Source organism: Limimaricola variabilis (genome assembly GCF_034371605.1).
In the GTDB taxonomy this organism is placed as follows: domain Bacteria; phylum Pseudomonadota; class Alphaproteobacteria; order Rhodobacterales; family Rhodobacteraceae; genus Limimaricola; species Limimaricola variabilis.
In genome coordinates, this window is sequence record NZ_CP139694.1 from 137,554 (window position 1) to 150,777 (window position 13,224).

Here is a 13,224-nt window from a genome sequence, read left to right on the forward strand (position 1 = left end):
CCGCTCAGAGGAAGATGTCGCCGTCCAGCGCGTCGTACTCTGCCCGGGAAAAGGCCTGCAGAACGATCTGCCCACCACCCTCGATGTCGATCAGGGTGCTGCGCCCGCTCGAGCCGAGGAAGCCGACCTCGTAGCTGGCGCCCCGCAGGTCGAGCCGATCCTCGGCCGAAAAGTCGTGGATCACGTCGCGCCCGTTCTCGATCACGTCGAGGACGAAGATATCGGCGTGGCGCGGACCGCTGCGGCCCATGTCGCCGCGCAGCCAGTCGTCACCGAGGCCCAAGAGCAGCACATCCGCGCCGATATCGCCATAGAGGCGGTCGTCGCCATCACCGCCATCGAGCCGGTCGTCGCCGCCGCGCCCCTTGAGAACGTCGTGCCCCGCCCCGCCGAAGACGAAATCGTCGCCCCGCCCGGCCGAGATGACGTCATCCCCGGCCAAGGCGCGGATGATGTCGGCGGCCTGACTGCCGGAGAGCCGGTCTTCGGCGTCCGTGCCACGCAGCTCGGCACCGACCGGTGTCTCGCCAAAGCCGGTAACCGGCGACGGCGACGGCGACGGCGACGGCGACGCAGATGGCGCGGCCATCTCGTTGCCGTCGATGATGTCGCTGTTGCGGTGCAGCGCCCGCAGCTCGGCCTCGCTGCGATCCGCCTCGGCCTCGAAGAGCCGGATGTGACGGCGGGCCACGTCGCCATCGGCGTTGCCGTTATCCTCGACCACGAAGTCGAGCCGGTCGCCCTCGCGCAGCATCAGCCCCCGCAGGGTAACGTCGCCCGCGCCCTCGATCACCACGCGCTGCAGCTCGACCCCGTTGAGCCGGACCGAAACCGCGATGCCGTCGGCGCTCTTGGCCCCCACCGCATAGCTCGCCGCGATATCGACCGGGCCGTCGGCCTCGGCGACGTACCGGTCGACGGGGTTGCGGTCGTCGCGGCTGCCGCGGCTGCCGCGGCTGAAATCGGCGCCGCGCAGCTCGGCCGCGTCGATCCGCAGCGGCCGGGTCCAGCGCGAGCCGAGATAGGGGTTCCAGCTTTCGTCGGCGCGCTCCTGCCCGCCCATGATCTCGACCTGCTCGATGCTGCTGCCGCGGGCCGTGACCTTCTCGATATGCTGCGACCAGCCGCCATCGCCGGATTGCTGCAAATCGAACTCTAGATGGCTGTCGGCGATCACGCCGCCGCCCTGCACCGCGAGGCCGCGCGCCTCGACGAAGATCGGCTCCACCCCGATCCGGTCGGGGGGCGCGATCTCCCGGCCAAAGAGGTCATGCACCACGATATCCTCGCCCGAGAGGCGCAGCGCCTGCGGCGCACCCCAGATCACGAACTTGCCGGGGTCGAGCTCGTAGACGCGCAGCGTGCCATCGGCCTCGACGCGCCGGGCCGACCCGGTTTCGAGCATCGTCTGCAAATGCGCAAAGGTCGCGGCGGTGTCGTTGGGGGCCTGCACCCGATCGAACAGCCCCATCTCGGGATGGGCCGAGCGATCCTCGTCATAGAGCGAATACCAGGCCGCCGAGTCGACGCCGTGGCTGGCTAGCGCGGCGGTCATCTTTACCAGATGCGCCGCCTTGGCCGCCGCGCCGCCGGCGAGGGCCGACTGGCCGAACTCGGTCACCAGCAGCGCCGGGCGCTGCTCCGCCGGCAGCCGGTCGAGCACGACGTCGAGCGCGTCGAGGGCCTCGCTCGCGGCCTCGGCGCTCAGCCCGTAGGGGTGAAAGCTCAACGCGTCCATATGCGCAAAGGCACCGGCATCGGCGAGGTGCTGCACGAAGCCGGTCGGCACGGAATGCAGCCCGGCGCCGATGATCTGAACCTCGGGATGGCTCTCCCCGACCTTGTCGGACACCGCCTGCAGCAGCCGTGTCAGCAGTGCCGCCTTGTCGGCGAGGCTGCTGGACGCGGCCTCGCCCGAGACGAACTGCGTCGACAGGCTGTTGAACTCGTTGCCGATCTCGATCCGGCCCAGCCCCGGGAACCGGTCCAGCACCGCGACCACGAAATCCGCGAAGCCATCGATCGCCGCCGCGTCGGAGGCCCACTTGCCGCCCTGGTAGTTCGGGTTGCCCTGCGGCAGCAGCGTCAGGATCGGGTCCCCGCCGGAGGCCAGCACCTCGTCGAGGTAGCGGCTGCGCGGATCGCTGAAATCATAGCTGCCGGGCGTCGCCTCGACCCGGTGCCAGTTGAGCCCGTCGCGGATGAAATCGGCCTCGATCATGGCGAGATCCGAGCCCGGCGCGTCGTCGTAGCGTCCGCCCTGCCCGTACCGTGTGGCCACGCCGAGGGTGAAATGAGATCCGCTCTGAAAGGTCATGCCTGCTCCGCCAATTCATGAACAGTGGCGGTTGTCCGGGCGGATTGTGGCAAGAATGAGATGGATCAGGGCCCCTCGGCGGGTGCCCGCCGGGGGTTTGAATCGCCTTCAGAGCAGTTCGGGCCGCCGCAGCAGCAAAGCCGCGAGCGCGATCAATGCGTTCGCCGCCATATGGGCGAGGATCGCATCCCCCAGCGCGCCGCGCCGCCGGGCCAGCGCCGCGAAGACCAGCCCGGCAAGCGTGGCGGCAATCCAGCGGTCGTGCAGCGCCGCGAAACACGCGGTGCTGACCGCGAGGCCGAACCACAGCCGTACTGGGGCCGCGCCCGGCGGCGCGATCCGGCCCAGAAGGTAGCCGCGAAAGAACAGCTCCTCGACCACCGGCACGAGCACCGCCGTGCCGACCAGCCGGAAGACGAGCCAAGCCGTATCGGCCACCGGTGGGGCCGCGCCTTCGGGCGGCGGCGCGGCGGTGACAACCCAGGCCGCCCCAACCGCAAGCCCGGCGGCGAGCGCGACCGGGTCCAACCCGATCCGGTGTCCGCGCAGCCCGGGCCAGACGAAGGCCAGCGCCACGGCCATCGCCAGCGCCCGGAGCGGGTAGGCCACCGCCGGCTCGGCGAAGAAGGCCGAAGCCAGCAACCCGCTGGCCATGAAGGCGGCGAAGGGCAGCAGCTGCGCCACTTCCGGGTCCTGCCGGAACGGCAGCGGCGCGCCCCGGCGCGGCGCGGCCAGCGGGACCGTCTGGCGACGCAGCCCGGGCAGCGCATGCGCGGCCAGCATCATCGCGCAGGCCAGCAGCACGAAGCTCAGCCAGCCGGCATTCGAATGGAACGCCCCCACGGCGAGATCGGGCGACGCTTCGGCGCCGAGCACCATCAGCAGCGCGATCCGCAGGATGTTGAAGCCGAAGCTGACCGCGAGGCCGAGCGGGAACAGCCAGAAGACGCGCGGAAAGCGCAGCTCGCGGCGAAAGATCACCATGTAGATCGCCAGAAAGACCGAGATCAGCGCAAAGCCCTCGATGCCCGAGCAGCGCTTGCCGACCTCGACCACGAAGCCGTCGATGCCGATGATGCGCTCATGCGGGAACAGCAGCACGTCGTAGCCGAGCCCGCCGAGCAGCGCCGTCACCGCGTCGAAGGTCAGGCCCGACAGCAGTTCGAGCCGCCAAAGCGGCTGCAGCAGGTCCGACAGCTCTGGCAGCAGAGCGCCCAAGGCCAAGGCGGGCAGGATCGCCGCCCACCGGCCGTGCAGCGCCCGGCGCCAAACACCCGCCGGGGCGATGAGGCCCAGCAGCCCCGCCGCCGCCAGTCCGGCCCCGCCGGTCCATGACAGCAGCGCCGCCCCGAAGGTGACCGGGCCGGCGCCCTCGGACAGGAACCCCCACGGCAGCAGCGCCACCAGCACACCGGCCACATGCAACGCCAGCAGGCGCCGCCAGCCCTGCCCGGATCGCACCGGGAGCCGCAGCGCCAGCGCGAGCAGGCCGATCACCAGCGCCATGCCGCTGGCGCGCGGCACGATCCGCGACAGCCCCTCGCACAGCGCCGCGGGCGCGCTGTCGCGGCAGGTGAAGGCGAAGCCGTGCTTGTAGAGCAGGCTGGCGAGGACGAGATCCGCCAGCACGAGGCCGCACAGCAGCGGCACGCGGCCGATCGGCCCGTGGCGCAGCGGCCTGGTCGCCCGGATGAGCATGGGTCTCTCCTGTCGTCATCGGGGAGGGAGGGGGCCGCGCCCGGCCCGCTCGGGGCGGGGCGCGGCCGGTTGCGCTCAGGCGGCGCGGCGGCGCCGTTCCCAGACGATCAGCACGATCGCCGCCAGCGCCGCGAGCGCGGCGCCGCCCTGCAGCGCGTCGATCTCGGGCACCCGGGTGATATCGCAGCTCGGCAGGGTCGGGTTGGTGGCGCAGACCGAGGCGAGAGCCTGGCCCGGCAGGGCCGCCGCGGCCCCCAGTGTCGACAGGGTGGTGAGGAGGTGTTTGCGCATGTGATCGCTCCTTGCATGCAGCGGTCGGGGGCCGCCTTGGTCCGGCGGATGCGGGGCGCATCCGCGCGCGCGGGCGGGGTCCCCGATGCCCCCGCCCGTGGCCTGCGGCGCGGGCGCCGCCGGCCGGTGCCGTCACAGGATCAGGCAGTCCTGCTCGAGCATTTCGAAAGCCAGGCCGACGACGAAGGGCTGGTGGTTGCCGTCGCTCTCGGCGGCGGCCGTCGGCTGCAGGATCAGGCCGACCAGATCATCCGCCCCCGCCTCGAAACCGTCGCCCTGGGCCAGCGCCATGTCGTAGATCTTGCGGGCGTTGGCGGTCTTGCCGAAGGCGGGATAGGCCTCGTTGACGAAGACGAAATCGTCGAGCAGCCCCCAGATCGCGCCCTGGATCTCGGCCTGGGTAAAGGTGCCGCCGCTGCCGTTGGACATCGTGGTGAAGTCCTGGTTGAGGATCCAGTTCACCTCGTCGAGATGCTCGGGACGCTGCACCGTTCCGGCCGGGATGCTGTCGGCATCGGCGAGATACATCTCGAAGGCGATGGTCTGGCCGATGTCGAACGGCTCGTGGGCCGCCGCGCAATAGGCCGCGTCGATGGTCAACCCGTCGAGGCGCGCATCGCCGGTGCCGGTGATCGTCAGGTCGTAGAAGGCCGACCCGGCGGTATCGAGCGTCACCTTGAACAACCCGCCCTGCGGCAGGCTCGCCTCGATGGTATCGAGCGTGTTGAGCGCGCCGTGCAGGGTGACGTCGACCCGCGCGGTGTCGAAGCCGCCGGCGCCGTTCGAGATCTCGTAGAGGAAGCTGTCGACCGCAGTGCTGCCGAGCAGCAGGTCGCCCGCCGCGACGCTGGCGCCGTCGACATCATAGGTGCCGGTGGCGCTGTCATAGCGCAGCGTGCCGTCTTGGGTGAGGGTCACCACCGCGCCGCTGTCGAGCGTGACGCTGTCGCCCGTGGCCAGCGCGACGCCCGCGACCCGCACCACGCCAGCCGCGCCGATGTCGTTGGCCAGCACGTCGAGCGTCACGGTCTCGGTGGCGCAGAGCGCGCCCGCATCGTCCTGCGCGTCCACGATCCCGCCGGCCATGCCTGCGAGTTTGAGCGAATCCTCGCGGCAGCCCTCCGGCCCGACCGAAGTGAGCCGGACGCCGAACCGCATCTGGGCGATCAGTTCGAGCGACAGGTCCCCGGCCGAGGAAGACAGGGTGAAGCCGGTCTGGTCGATGTCATCCTTGCCGATGCCCGGCGTGCCGAAGGCGATGCCGGCGTCGAAGCCGTTGCCCTTCTTGGTCAGGGCGCCGTTCATGTTGGCGCCGTTGCCGAGATCGGTGACGGCGTCGCGGGCGAAGCGGCTGGTGGTGACGTCGGCGCCGCTGACCGAGAGGCCGCCGAGCAGGGCGCTGTCGGCGACGTCGAAGAACAGCCCGCGCAGATCGGCCTGCGCGCCGCTCTCGTCGAGCGTGACGTCGAAGCGCAGCGATACGATCCCGGTCAGCGGATCGGTGATCTCCTCGACCCGGATGATCGTGCCGACATCACCGGGGATGGTGAAAACAAGTGAACGTCCCATTGGCGGCTCCAGAACTGGTAAAATGACAGGGCCGGGCCGCGGGCCGAGGGCGACCCGCCGCGCATGGCCGGGGCGGCCGAAGGGATCGGCCGCCGGGTTTCAGGATTGGCGCGTGCCCTCGCGACCGGGTCCGCCACGGGGCGGGCCGTCGGATGGCGCTATGATACCGGTCGTCTCCCTCGCAAACTCACACCCCACCTGCCCCGGGTTGCGCCTCGCTCGGCGCGGCCTTCTCTCCGGGGGATCTCCAAACAACGGACCGGACGAAGGAGGGGGCAGAACACTCGTTAAACACGTCCCGCGACACGAAAAAATGTGGCGGAAACAAGGCGACTATGGCCGGGCCATTTCCGCCCTGTCAATTGGCTGTATGGCTCGTCCGCGCCGCGCCGCGTTGCCGGTTTTCGGACGTGGCAGATCGGTCGATGAGCGAGCCATCCGCATCGGTCCCTACCCTTCGATCATCGCGTCGAGGCGCGGCATCAGCATGCTCAGCAGCGCCTCGGCGCCATGGCCGTTGAGGTGGTTGTCGTCGAAATAGAGCGGCCGGTCGCCGCGCAGCGCCGGGCAGCGGCCATCGGCGCAGAACACGCGGCGCGGGCGCAGAACTTCGACCCCGGGCAGCGCCTCGAGCGGCTCGACCGTGTCGATCGCCACCGCCGCCCGCTCGAGGTGGCTGTCGATCGCGACGCCGATCTCGGCGATCCCGCCATCGCGCAGCGCCCGCGCGTTGAGATGGCGCGGGATGTCCCACGGCATCGTCGGGATCTGCGACACCAGCAGCACAGACTTGCCCGCCTCTGCATAGGCCGCGATCTCGCGCCGCAGGGCGGCCCCGATCGCCGCGACCCGCGCCGCCGGCATCGGCCCGTAATCCTCGCCGTAGCAGAGGTCGCCGCAGCCCAAGTAGCGGGACCAGTTGGCGGAGATGACCACGATCTCGATCTCGGGCGAGGCGATGATGTGCTCGCGCGCCTGCACCACGAACTCGGCGCAGCCGCGCGCATCCTCGGGCAGCGCGACCGGCAGGCAGGCGTTCCACAAGAAGGCCTGCACCGCGAAGCCCTCCTCACCGGCCCGCTCGCTGGCGCGCCAGAACAGCTCCTTGCCATGGCTGTCGCCGATGAAGGCGACGGTCGGCCCGGCCGTCTCGCCAAAGACGCAGTAGCCGTCGAAGCTCTCCGGCAGGCTGTTGCCGCAGCTGTCGCGATAGGGGCTGACATCGGTCTGGGCGCTCGCCAGCAGCAACCGCGTCTCGTCGAGCCGGCCCGGCAGGCCGCCTTGCAGATGCACCGCCATCCCGGCGGCGATCATCGCCGCGAGGCCGGCGCCGCCGAAACCGAACACCGCGCCGCGCCCGATCCGGGCCCGGTCGCGGAACGGCGCCTCGATCACCGCCCAACTCGCCCATGCGATCAGCAGCGTCGCGGCGATCATCGCGCCCCAGCCCCAGCCGGGCAGGTCGCCGACCAGCAGCCGGGTGAAGACGAAGAGCGGCTGGTGCCACAGATAGGCGCTGTAGCTGACCAGCCCGATCCCGACCATCGCGCGCAGCGTCAGCAGGCGGTAGGCCAGCGTGCCGGGCGCCGCGAAGGCGATGATCGCGCAAGCGCCGAGCACCGGCAGCAGCGTCGGCAGCCCCGGGTTCGGCGTGGTGTCGTCCCACAGGAGATAGGCCGCGAGGATCGCCACCAGTCCGGCCATCGACAGCGCGTCGAGCAGCCATGCCGGGCGCCGCGACCGCCATTCCGCCGCCCCGCCCCAGCAGGCCAGCATCGCCCCTGCGAGCAGCTCCCAGCCCCGGCCCAGCGGCATGAAGAAGTTGCTGTCGGGCGCGACCCTGGTGCCGTGCAGCGCCCAGCCGAAGCTCGCGAGCGCGAGCGCCGCGAGGATCATCGCGACCCGCCCCGGCGCCAGCCAGGCCAGCCCCGCCAGCAGCAGCGGGAACACCAGATAGAACTGTTCCTCGACGCTGAGCGACCAGGTATGCAGCAGCGGCTTGAAATCGCTGGCGCGCAGAAAATAGCCGTTCTCGGACGCAAAAAAGATGTTCGACAGGAACGATCCGGTGGCGACCATGCTCTGGCCGAAATCGCGGAACTCCTTGGGGAGCATGACGATCCAGGCGGCGACGAAGCTGGCGGCGACGACCACGAACAGCACCGGCAGGATCCGCCGGGCGCGGCGCTCGTAGAAGTCGATGATCGAGACCCGCCCCTCGCGGTCGAGCTCGCGCAGCAGGATCGCGGTGATCAGATAGCCGCTGATGACGAAGAACACGTCGACCCCGAGATGCCCGCCGCCGAGGCCCGCGAAGCCGGCATGGGTGAACAGCACCGGCAGCACGGCGAGGGCGCGCAGCCCGTCGATCTCGGGCCTGTAGGCGAGCGCCGGGCGGGCCTTCGCCGGAGAGGGCGCGATCAGGGGGGCCGGACCGGCCTGCGCCGGTCCGGTCTGCACTGCAAGCTCAGACATGGGAATACCTTGAAAACGGGAGTCACTGGTCTACGTGGCAACCAATACGTGTATCCACCTCAGGTTGAAACCCGCGCGGTGCGGTTTTCCCACGCCCGCGATCGCCTTCTGCCGCGATCTGCCGCGGCAATCGGCAGCCCGCCGCGCTTTGCGGCGGATCGCGATCGGCCATGCGGAAACGGCGCCTCCGAGGAGACGCCGCAACCATCGCTTGCAATTCAAGGAGCCGGCGACGCCGGCTGGAGGTCAGATCGCGCCGAGTTCGGCCAGCGAGGCGCGAATGCCCTCCTGGAACCGGGCCTCGTTGAACCCGGCGGCGTGGCGGACCAGCGCCGCGGGGTCGGCCCGGCCGAGCCCGGCCGCCTCGAAGGCCTCGACCGCCGCCATCAGCCCCTCGACCGACTGGTCGCGGAACAGCAGCCCCGTCTCGCCGTCGATCACCGTGTCGCAGGCCCCGCCCCGGCCATAGGCGATCACCGGCCGCCCCGAGGCCATCGCCTCGACCGGGATGATCCCGAAATCCTCCTCGCCGGGGAAGATCAGCGCCTTGCAGCGGGCCATGTGCGATTTCAGCGTCTCGAACGGCACCTTGCCGAGAAACCGGGTCTTCGGTCCCGCCTGGCGGCGCAGCTTCTGCATCGTGGCGTCGGGGCCGCCGATCACCACGAAGGGCCGGTCGAGCCGGCGCATCGCCTCGACCGCAAGGTCGGGCCGCTTGTAGGGCGCGAGCTCGCCGGCCCAGAGGTAGAAATCGCCGACCTCCTCGCGCGCGACCGGGGCGAAATCCTCGACCGCGACAGGCGGGTGCACGACCCGCGCCTCGCGGCGCCAGTATTTCGAGATACGGTCGGCCACGTGGTGCGAATTGGCGGCGAAGCCGTCGACCCGCGCGGCGCTGCTCACGTCCCATTGCCGCAGCCGGTGCGCCAGCATCGGCATCGTCGCGCGGGTCACCAGTCCGGCGCCGTCGCGATAGACGTGGTACTGGTCCCACAAATACCGCATCGGCGAATGGCAATAGCACAGATGCGGCGCGTCGGGCGGCGCGATCACCCCCTTGGCCGGGCCTGCTTCGCTCGAGATGACGATGTCGTAGCCCGTCAGGTCCACCTCCTCGAGCGCGCGCGGCATCAGCGGCAGGTATTTCTGGTAGGCCCGCGCCGCGAAGGGCAGCCCGGCGATGCGCGTGGTGACGATACGGTGCCGGCGCAGCGTCTCGGAGAGACGTTCGGGAACCGCGACATGGGTGACGATGTCGGCCTGCGGGAACATCCGGCACAGCGACTCGAGCACCCTCTCGCCGCCGCGCATGCCGACCAGCCAGTAGTGGATGATGGCGACGCGGGGCTCCGGCCGGGGCCGGTGACGGGGCGCGGGGCGGATCGGCGCAGCGGTTTCGGAGCGGGGATAGATGTCATGCATGGGGTCAGCCTTCGCTCGCCAGGCGGGTTACCTCGACCCGGACGGCATCGCCCGGGCGCAGCGGGGTCGCGGCATCGGCATTCGCGCGGATCTCGCCGCTGCGCCCGTCGATCACCGCGTAGTCGACCTCGAACAGGCCGTCATCGATCAGAGCCGAGAGATTGCCGTCCGACAGAAGCGCGGACTGGGTCTCGGCGGTGCCATATCGAATCCGCAGCGCCGCGAGCTGGTCGCGCGCGGCGCGCAGCTCGACCAGAAGTTCCTCGCGCCGGTTGCGCAGGAAGCCGTCGCGGCCGCGCCGCGCCTCGGAGATGCCGCGCTCTATCCCGGCCAGCGCCGCCTGCAGCTCGAAGGTGCGGGACTGCGCGTCGCTGACGGTCCGCTCGGCGGTGTTGAGCGCGCTGGTCGTGGCCAGCCCGCGTTCGGCCAGCGACCGGGCGGCCTCCAGCTCGGCGCGCTGCGCCTCGGCGATCCGGTCCTGCAGCGCCATCCGCTCCTCCAGCAGCGTCTTCTGGCGGGTCAGCGCCGCGATCTCCTCGTCCCAACCCGCGACCAGCTCGGCGCTGCGGGCGCGGGCGTTCTCGAGGATCGCCTGCTGGTCGGCCAGCGCCGCCTCGAGCCCGGCGGTGTCGAGCGCCGGGACCGCCCGGCGCAGTTCCGGGCCCGCCACGACCTGCTGCTCGGCGTCGTCCAGCTCGGCCTCGAGCCGGGCGATCCGCGCGGCGGTCGAGGCCATTTCGCGGCGCAGCCCGAGCAGCCCGCCCTCGATCTCGGCGCGGGCGCGCATCAGCTCCAGCCGGTTGGTGCCGCGGGTCTCCGAAATGCCGCCCGACAGCCCGACCGCGACCTCGACGGTCAGCTGCGGCAGGTAGTCGAGCCGCCCGGGCGTGGCGACGTCGCCGGTGACCATCACCGGCGCGTAGCTGTCGATCGCGATGTCCACGTCCGGCGCGACGAAGATCCCGGCCTCGGCGACCGCGGTCTCGATCGCCGCCTCGGCGTCGTCCAGCGTCAGCCCCGCCACCGGCACGCCGCCGACGCTGCGGATCCGGACGCTGCCATCGGCGCCGACCTGCATCACCACCGGCGCGTCGCTCGGCGACAGCGCCAGCTGCACCCGGTCACCGGCGGTGAGCCGGTAGGGCTCGGCGCTCGCGACGCTGCCGGCCAGCAGCACCGCCAGCGCGAGGGCCGTGCGCTCAAGCGCCATGGACATAGGAATACTCCGCCGCATGCCGGACCCCCTCCTCGCGCAGATCGGTCATCGTCATCACCAGCCCGGCCGGCTCGATCTGCATGTCGCGCAGCCGTTGCAGCGCGTCGCGCAGCTGGCCCGCCGTGGTCGCCCGGTGGCGCAGCGCCAGCAGCACCGCCTCGGCCTCGCCGCAGCAGATCAGCGATTCCGAGCCCGAGAGCAGCGGCGGCGCGTCGATCACCACCCGGTCGTAGCGGCGGCCCAGCTCCTCGAGCAGCGCCCGCACCGCGCCGGGCGTCAGCTCGCCGCCCGGCAGCGGCGCCGGGGTCAGCGTGGTCAGCAGGTCGAAGCCCTGATCGGGCAGCGACCGGATCGCCGCGTCGAGGCTGCAGCGCCCCTGCAGATAGGCCGGCAGATCGTCGCCGCCCGCCAGCTCCAGCGCCCGCCGCAGCGGCGAGCGGCGCATGTCGAGATCGAGCAGAAGCACCCGCCGCCCGGCCTTGGCCTCGAGAAAGGCGAAGGCGAGCGCGGTGCAGGTCTTGCCGTCACCGGCCAGCGGCGAGGTGAAGAGCACGCTGCGCGGCGGCCGTTCGCCGCGCGGCCCGTTGAGCACCGCGCGCAGCTGGCGGATGCGGTCGGCGAAGACCTGGTGCGGCGAGCGCGCCAGCGCTTCGAGCATCCGGTCGCAGCCGCGCCAGCGGCCGCGCGGCAGCGCCGCCAGCACCCGCACGCCGGTCGCCCGCTCGACCTCGCGCGGCAGGCCGAAGCCGCGCCGCATGAACACCGCGAGGAAGGCGAGCACCAGCCCGATCGAGAAGCCGACCACCCCGCCAAAGACGGTCATCAGCTTCGGCCGTGGCGCCGAGGGGCCGCCGGGCACCACCGCCCGCTCGACCAGCCGGGCATCCGGGCTCTGGAACTGCTCCACGGTGCGGGTCTCGTTGAAACGGGCCAGCGCGTCCTCGTAGGTGCGGCGCGCCGAATCCGCCTCGCGTTCGAGCTGGCGCAGCTCGATCGAGGCCTGCGAGACCGAGGCCTGCCGGTCTTCGAGCGCGGCGAGGCTGTCGCGCAGCGCGCTCTCGCGGGCGCGGGCGACGGCGAGGTCGTTGTTCAGCCCGGCGACGATGGCGCCGATCTCGCGGCGCATGTCGCGGTCGATCAGCTCGATCTGGGCGGCGATGCGCTGCCGCTCGGGATGCTCGGGCCCGTAGAGCGAAGAGAGGTCGGAATCCTGGCGGCGCAGCTGCGACAGGTCCTGGCGCAGGGTCAACACGAAGGGCGAGCTGACCAGCTCGGCCGCCGCGTCGATGCCGTCGCGCTCGATCACCCTCGCGATCTCGTTGTGACGGCCGAGCGCCGTGGCGGTGTCGGCCTGCGCCATGGCGAGCTGGGTGTTGAGCTGCATCTGCTGCTGGGTGATCGCCTCGAGCGAGATGCCGTCGCCGCTCAGCTGCGCGGCGCGCGCCTCCTCGACCCGGGTCTCGGCCTGTTCGAGCTGGCGGCGCAGATCCTCGGCCCGCTGGCCGAGCCAGGTGGTCGCCGCGCGCATCGTCTCGCCCCGGTCGCGCAGCGAGCGGGCGATGTACTGGGCGGCGATCTGGTTGGCGAGCCGGGCCGCGATCTCCGGCGAGATGGTTTCGACCGAAATCTTGATCACGTAGGAATCGCCCGACCGCCAGATCCGGGTGCTGCGCCGGATCTCGCCCACCAGATGGCGGCGGCGCTGCTCCTCGGGCGACAGGGCATTGGCCGGCGGCGCGGCGGCCGCCTCGGTCTCGGCGTCGGTTTCGGGCTGCGGCCGGACCCGGTCCAGCAGACCGCCGATCACGCCGCGCAGTGCGTCGATCGGCCCGGGCGCGGCCTCGGGCGCGTTGGCGGGGTCGAGCGGCGCCAGCAATTCGGGCTCGAGGCTGTCAATCACCTCCTCGAGCAACAGGTTCGACATCAGCACCGCGACCGCCGATTCCATCAGCCCGTCATTGAGATCGGGGTCCGAGACCACCGACTCCTGGGCCATGACCCGCACCGTGCGCGGGTCGAGCATCAGGCTGCTTTGGGCGGTGTAGAGCGGCGTCTGCCGCGACACCATGACATTGGCTAGAAGGGCACCCAGCAACATGCAGGCGAGGACGATCCATTTCTTTCGCCACAGGGCCGCGAACAGCGCCCCGAGGTCGATCCCGTCATCGTCGAATTGCGTGTTGTCCACCGGGCGGGCCAAGGGGCGCGCACTGGTCAATCTCTGTTCCACTTGTAA

General features: G+C 71.3%; 8 protein-coding genes. All 8 read right to left on the reverse strand.

Annotation, left to right across the window (positions count from 1 at the left end; all coding sequences use genetic code 11):
* Window positions 1-4: 4 nt before the first annotated feature.
* Window positions 5-2,317 carry a hypothetical protein gene (locus tag T8T21_RS19075; RefSeq protein ID WP_322338038.1) on the reverse strand — a complete coding sequence of 771 codons (2,313 nt, stop codon included), beginning with the start codon at window positions 2,315-2,317 and terminating at the stop codon, window positions 5-7.
* A gap of 108 nt (window positions 2,318-2,425) precedes the next feature.
* On the reverse strand, window positions 2,426-4,015 hold the full coding sequence (gene xrtE, locus T8T21_RS19080) for an exosortase E/protease, VPEID-CTERM system (protein WP_322338039.1): 1,590 nt from the start codon (window positions 4,013-4,015) through the stop codon (window positions 2,426-2,428).
* 75 nt (window positions 4,016-4,090) lie between these two features.
* Complete coding sequence (locus T8T21_RS19085) at window positions 4,091-4,306, reverse strand: hypothetical protein (protein ID WP_322338040.1); 216 nt, start codon at window positions 4,304-4,306, stop codon at window positions 4,091-4,093.
* A 132-nt stretch (window positions 4,307-4,438) separates the two neighbouring features.
* The gene (locus T8T21_RS19090) at window positions 4,439-5,875 is read right to left on the reverse strand and encodes a hypothetical protein (protein WP_322338041.1); all 1,437 of its coding nucleotides are present in this window, start codon (window positions 5,873-5,875) and stop codon (window positions 4,439-4,441) included.
* A gap of 450 nt (window positions 5,876-6,325) precedes the next feature.
* Window positions 6,326-8,350, reverse strand: coding sequence for an acyltransferase family protein (locus T8T21_RS19095; protein ID WP_322338042.1), 2,025 nt, complete (start codon window positions 8,348-8,350; stop codon window positions 6,326-6,328).
* A 246-nt stretch (window positions 8,351-8,596) separates the two neighbouring features.
* Entirely contained in the window at window positions 8,597-9,661 is a 1,065-nt protein-coding gene (locus T8T21_RS19100; protein WP_322338176.1) for a glycosyltransferase, read from the reverse strand.
* 115 nt (window positions 9,662-9,776) lie between these two features.
* Window positions 9,777-10,988 (reverse strand): polysaccharide biosynthesis/export family protein, encoded by a 1,212-nt coding sequence (locus T8T21_RS19105; protein ID WP_322338043.1) that lies wholly within the window; start codon window positions 10,986-10,988, stop codon window positions 9,777-9,779.
* Complete coding sequence (locus tag T8T21_RS19110; protein WP_322338044.1) at window positions 10,972-13,206, reverse strand: GumC family protein; 2,235 nt, start codon at window positions 13,204-13,206, stop codon at window positions 10,972-10,974. Before T8T21_RS19110 ends, T8T21_RS19105 begins: the two co-directional genes overlap by 17 nt.
* Between the last annotated feature and the right edge of the window lie 18 nt (window positions 13,207-13,224).

Excerpts from the sequence above, each read along its gene's own strand:
- T8T21_RS19075 (WP_322338038.1), bottom strand. The coding sequence starts at position 2,317 with ATGACCTTTCAGAGCGGATCTCATTTCACCCTCGGCGTGGCCACACGG.
- xrtE (WP_322338039.1), bottom strand. The coding sequence starts at position 4,015 with ATGCTCATCCGGGCGACCAGGCCGCTGCGCCACGGGCCGATCGGCCGC.
- T8T21_RS19100 (WP_322338176.1), bottom strand. The coding sequence starts at position 9,661 with ATGCGCGGCGGCGAGAGGGTGCTCGAGTCGCTGTGCCGGATGTTCCCG.
- T8T21_RS19090 (WP_322338041.1), bottom strand. The coding sequence starts at position 5,875 with ATGGGACGTTCACTTGTTTTCACCATCCCCGGTGATGTCGGCACGATC.
- T8T21_RS19105 (WP_322338043.1), bottom strand. The coding sequence starts at position 10,988 with ATGTCCATGGCGCTTGAGCGCACGGCCCTCGCGCTGGCGGTGCTGCTG.
- T8T21_RS19095 (WP_322338042.1), bottom strand. The coding sequence starts at position 8,350 with ATGTCTGAGCTTGCAGTGCAGACCGGACCGGCGCAGGCCGGTCCGGCC.
- T8T21_RS19085 (WP_322338040.1), bottom strand. The coding sequence starts at position 4,306 with ATGCGCAAACACCTCCTCACCACCCTGTCGACACTGGGGGCCGCGGCG.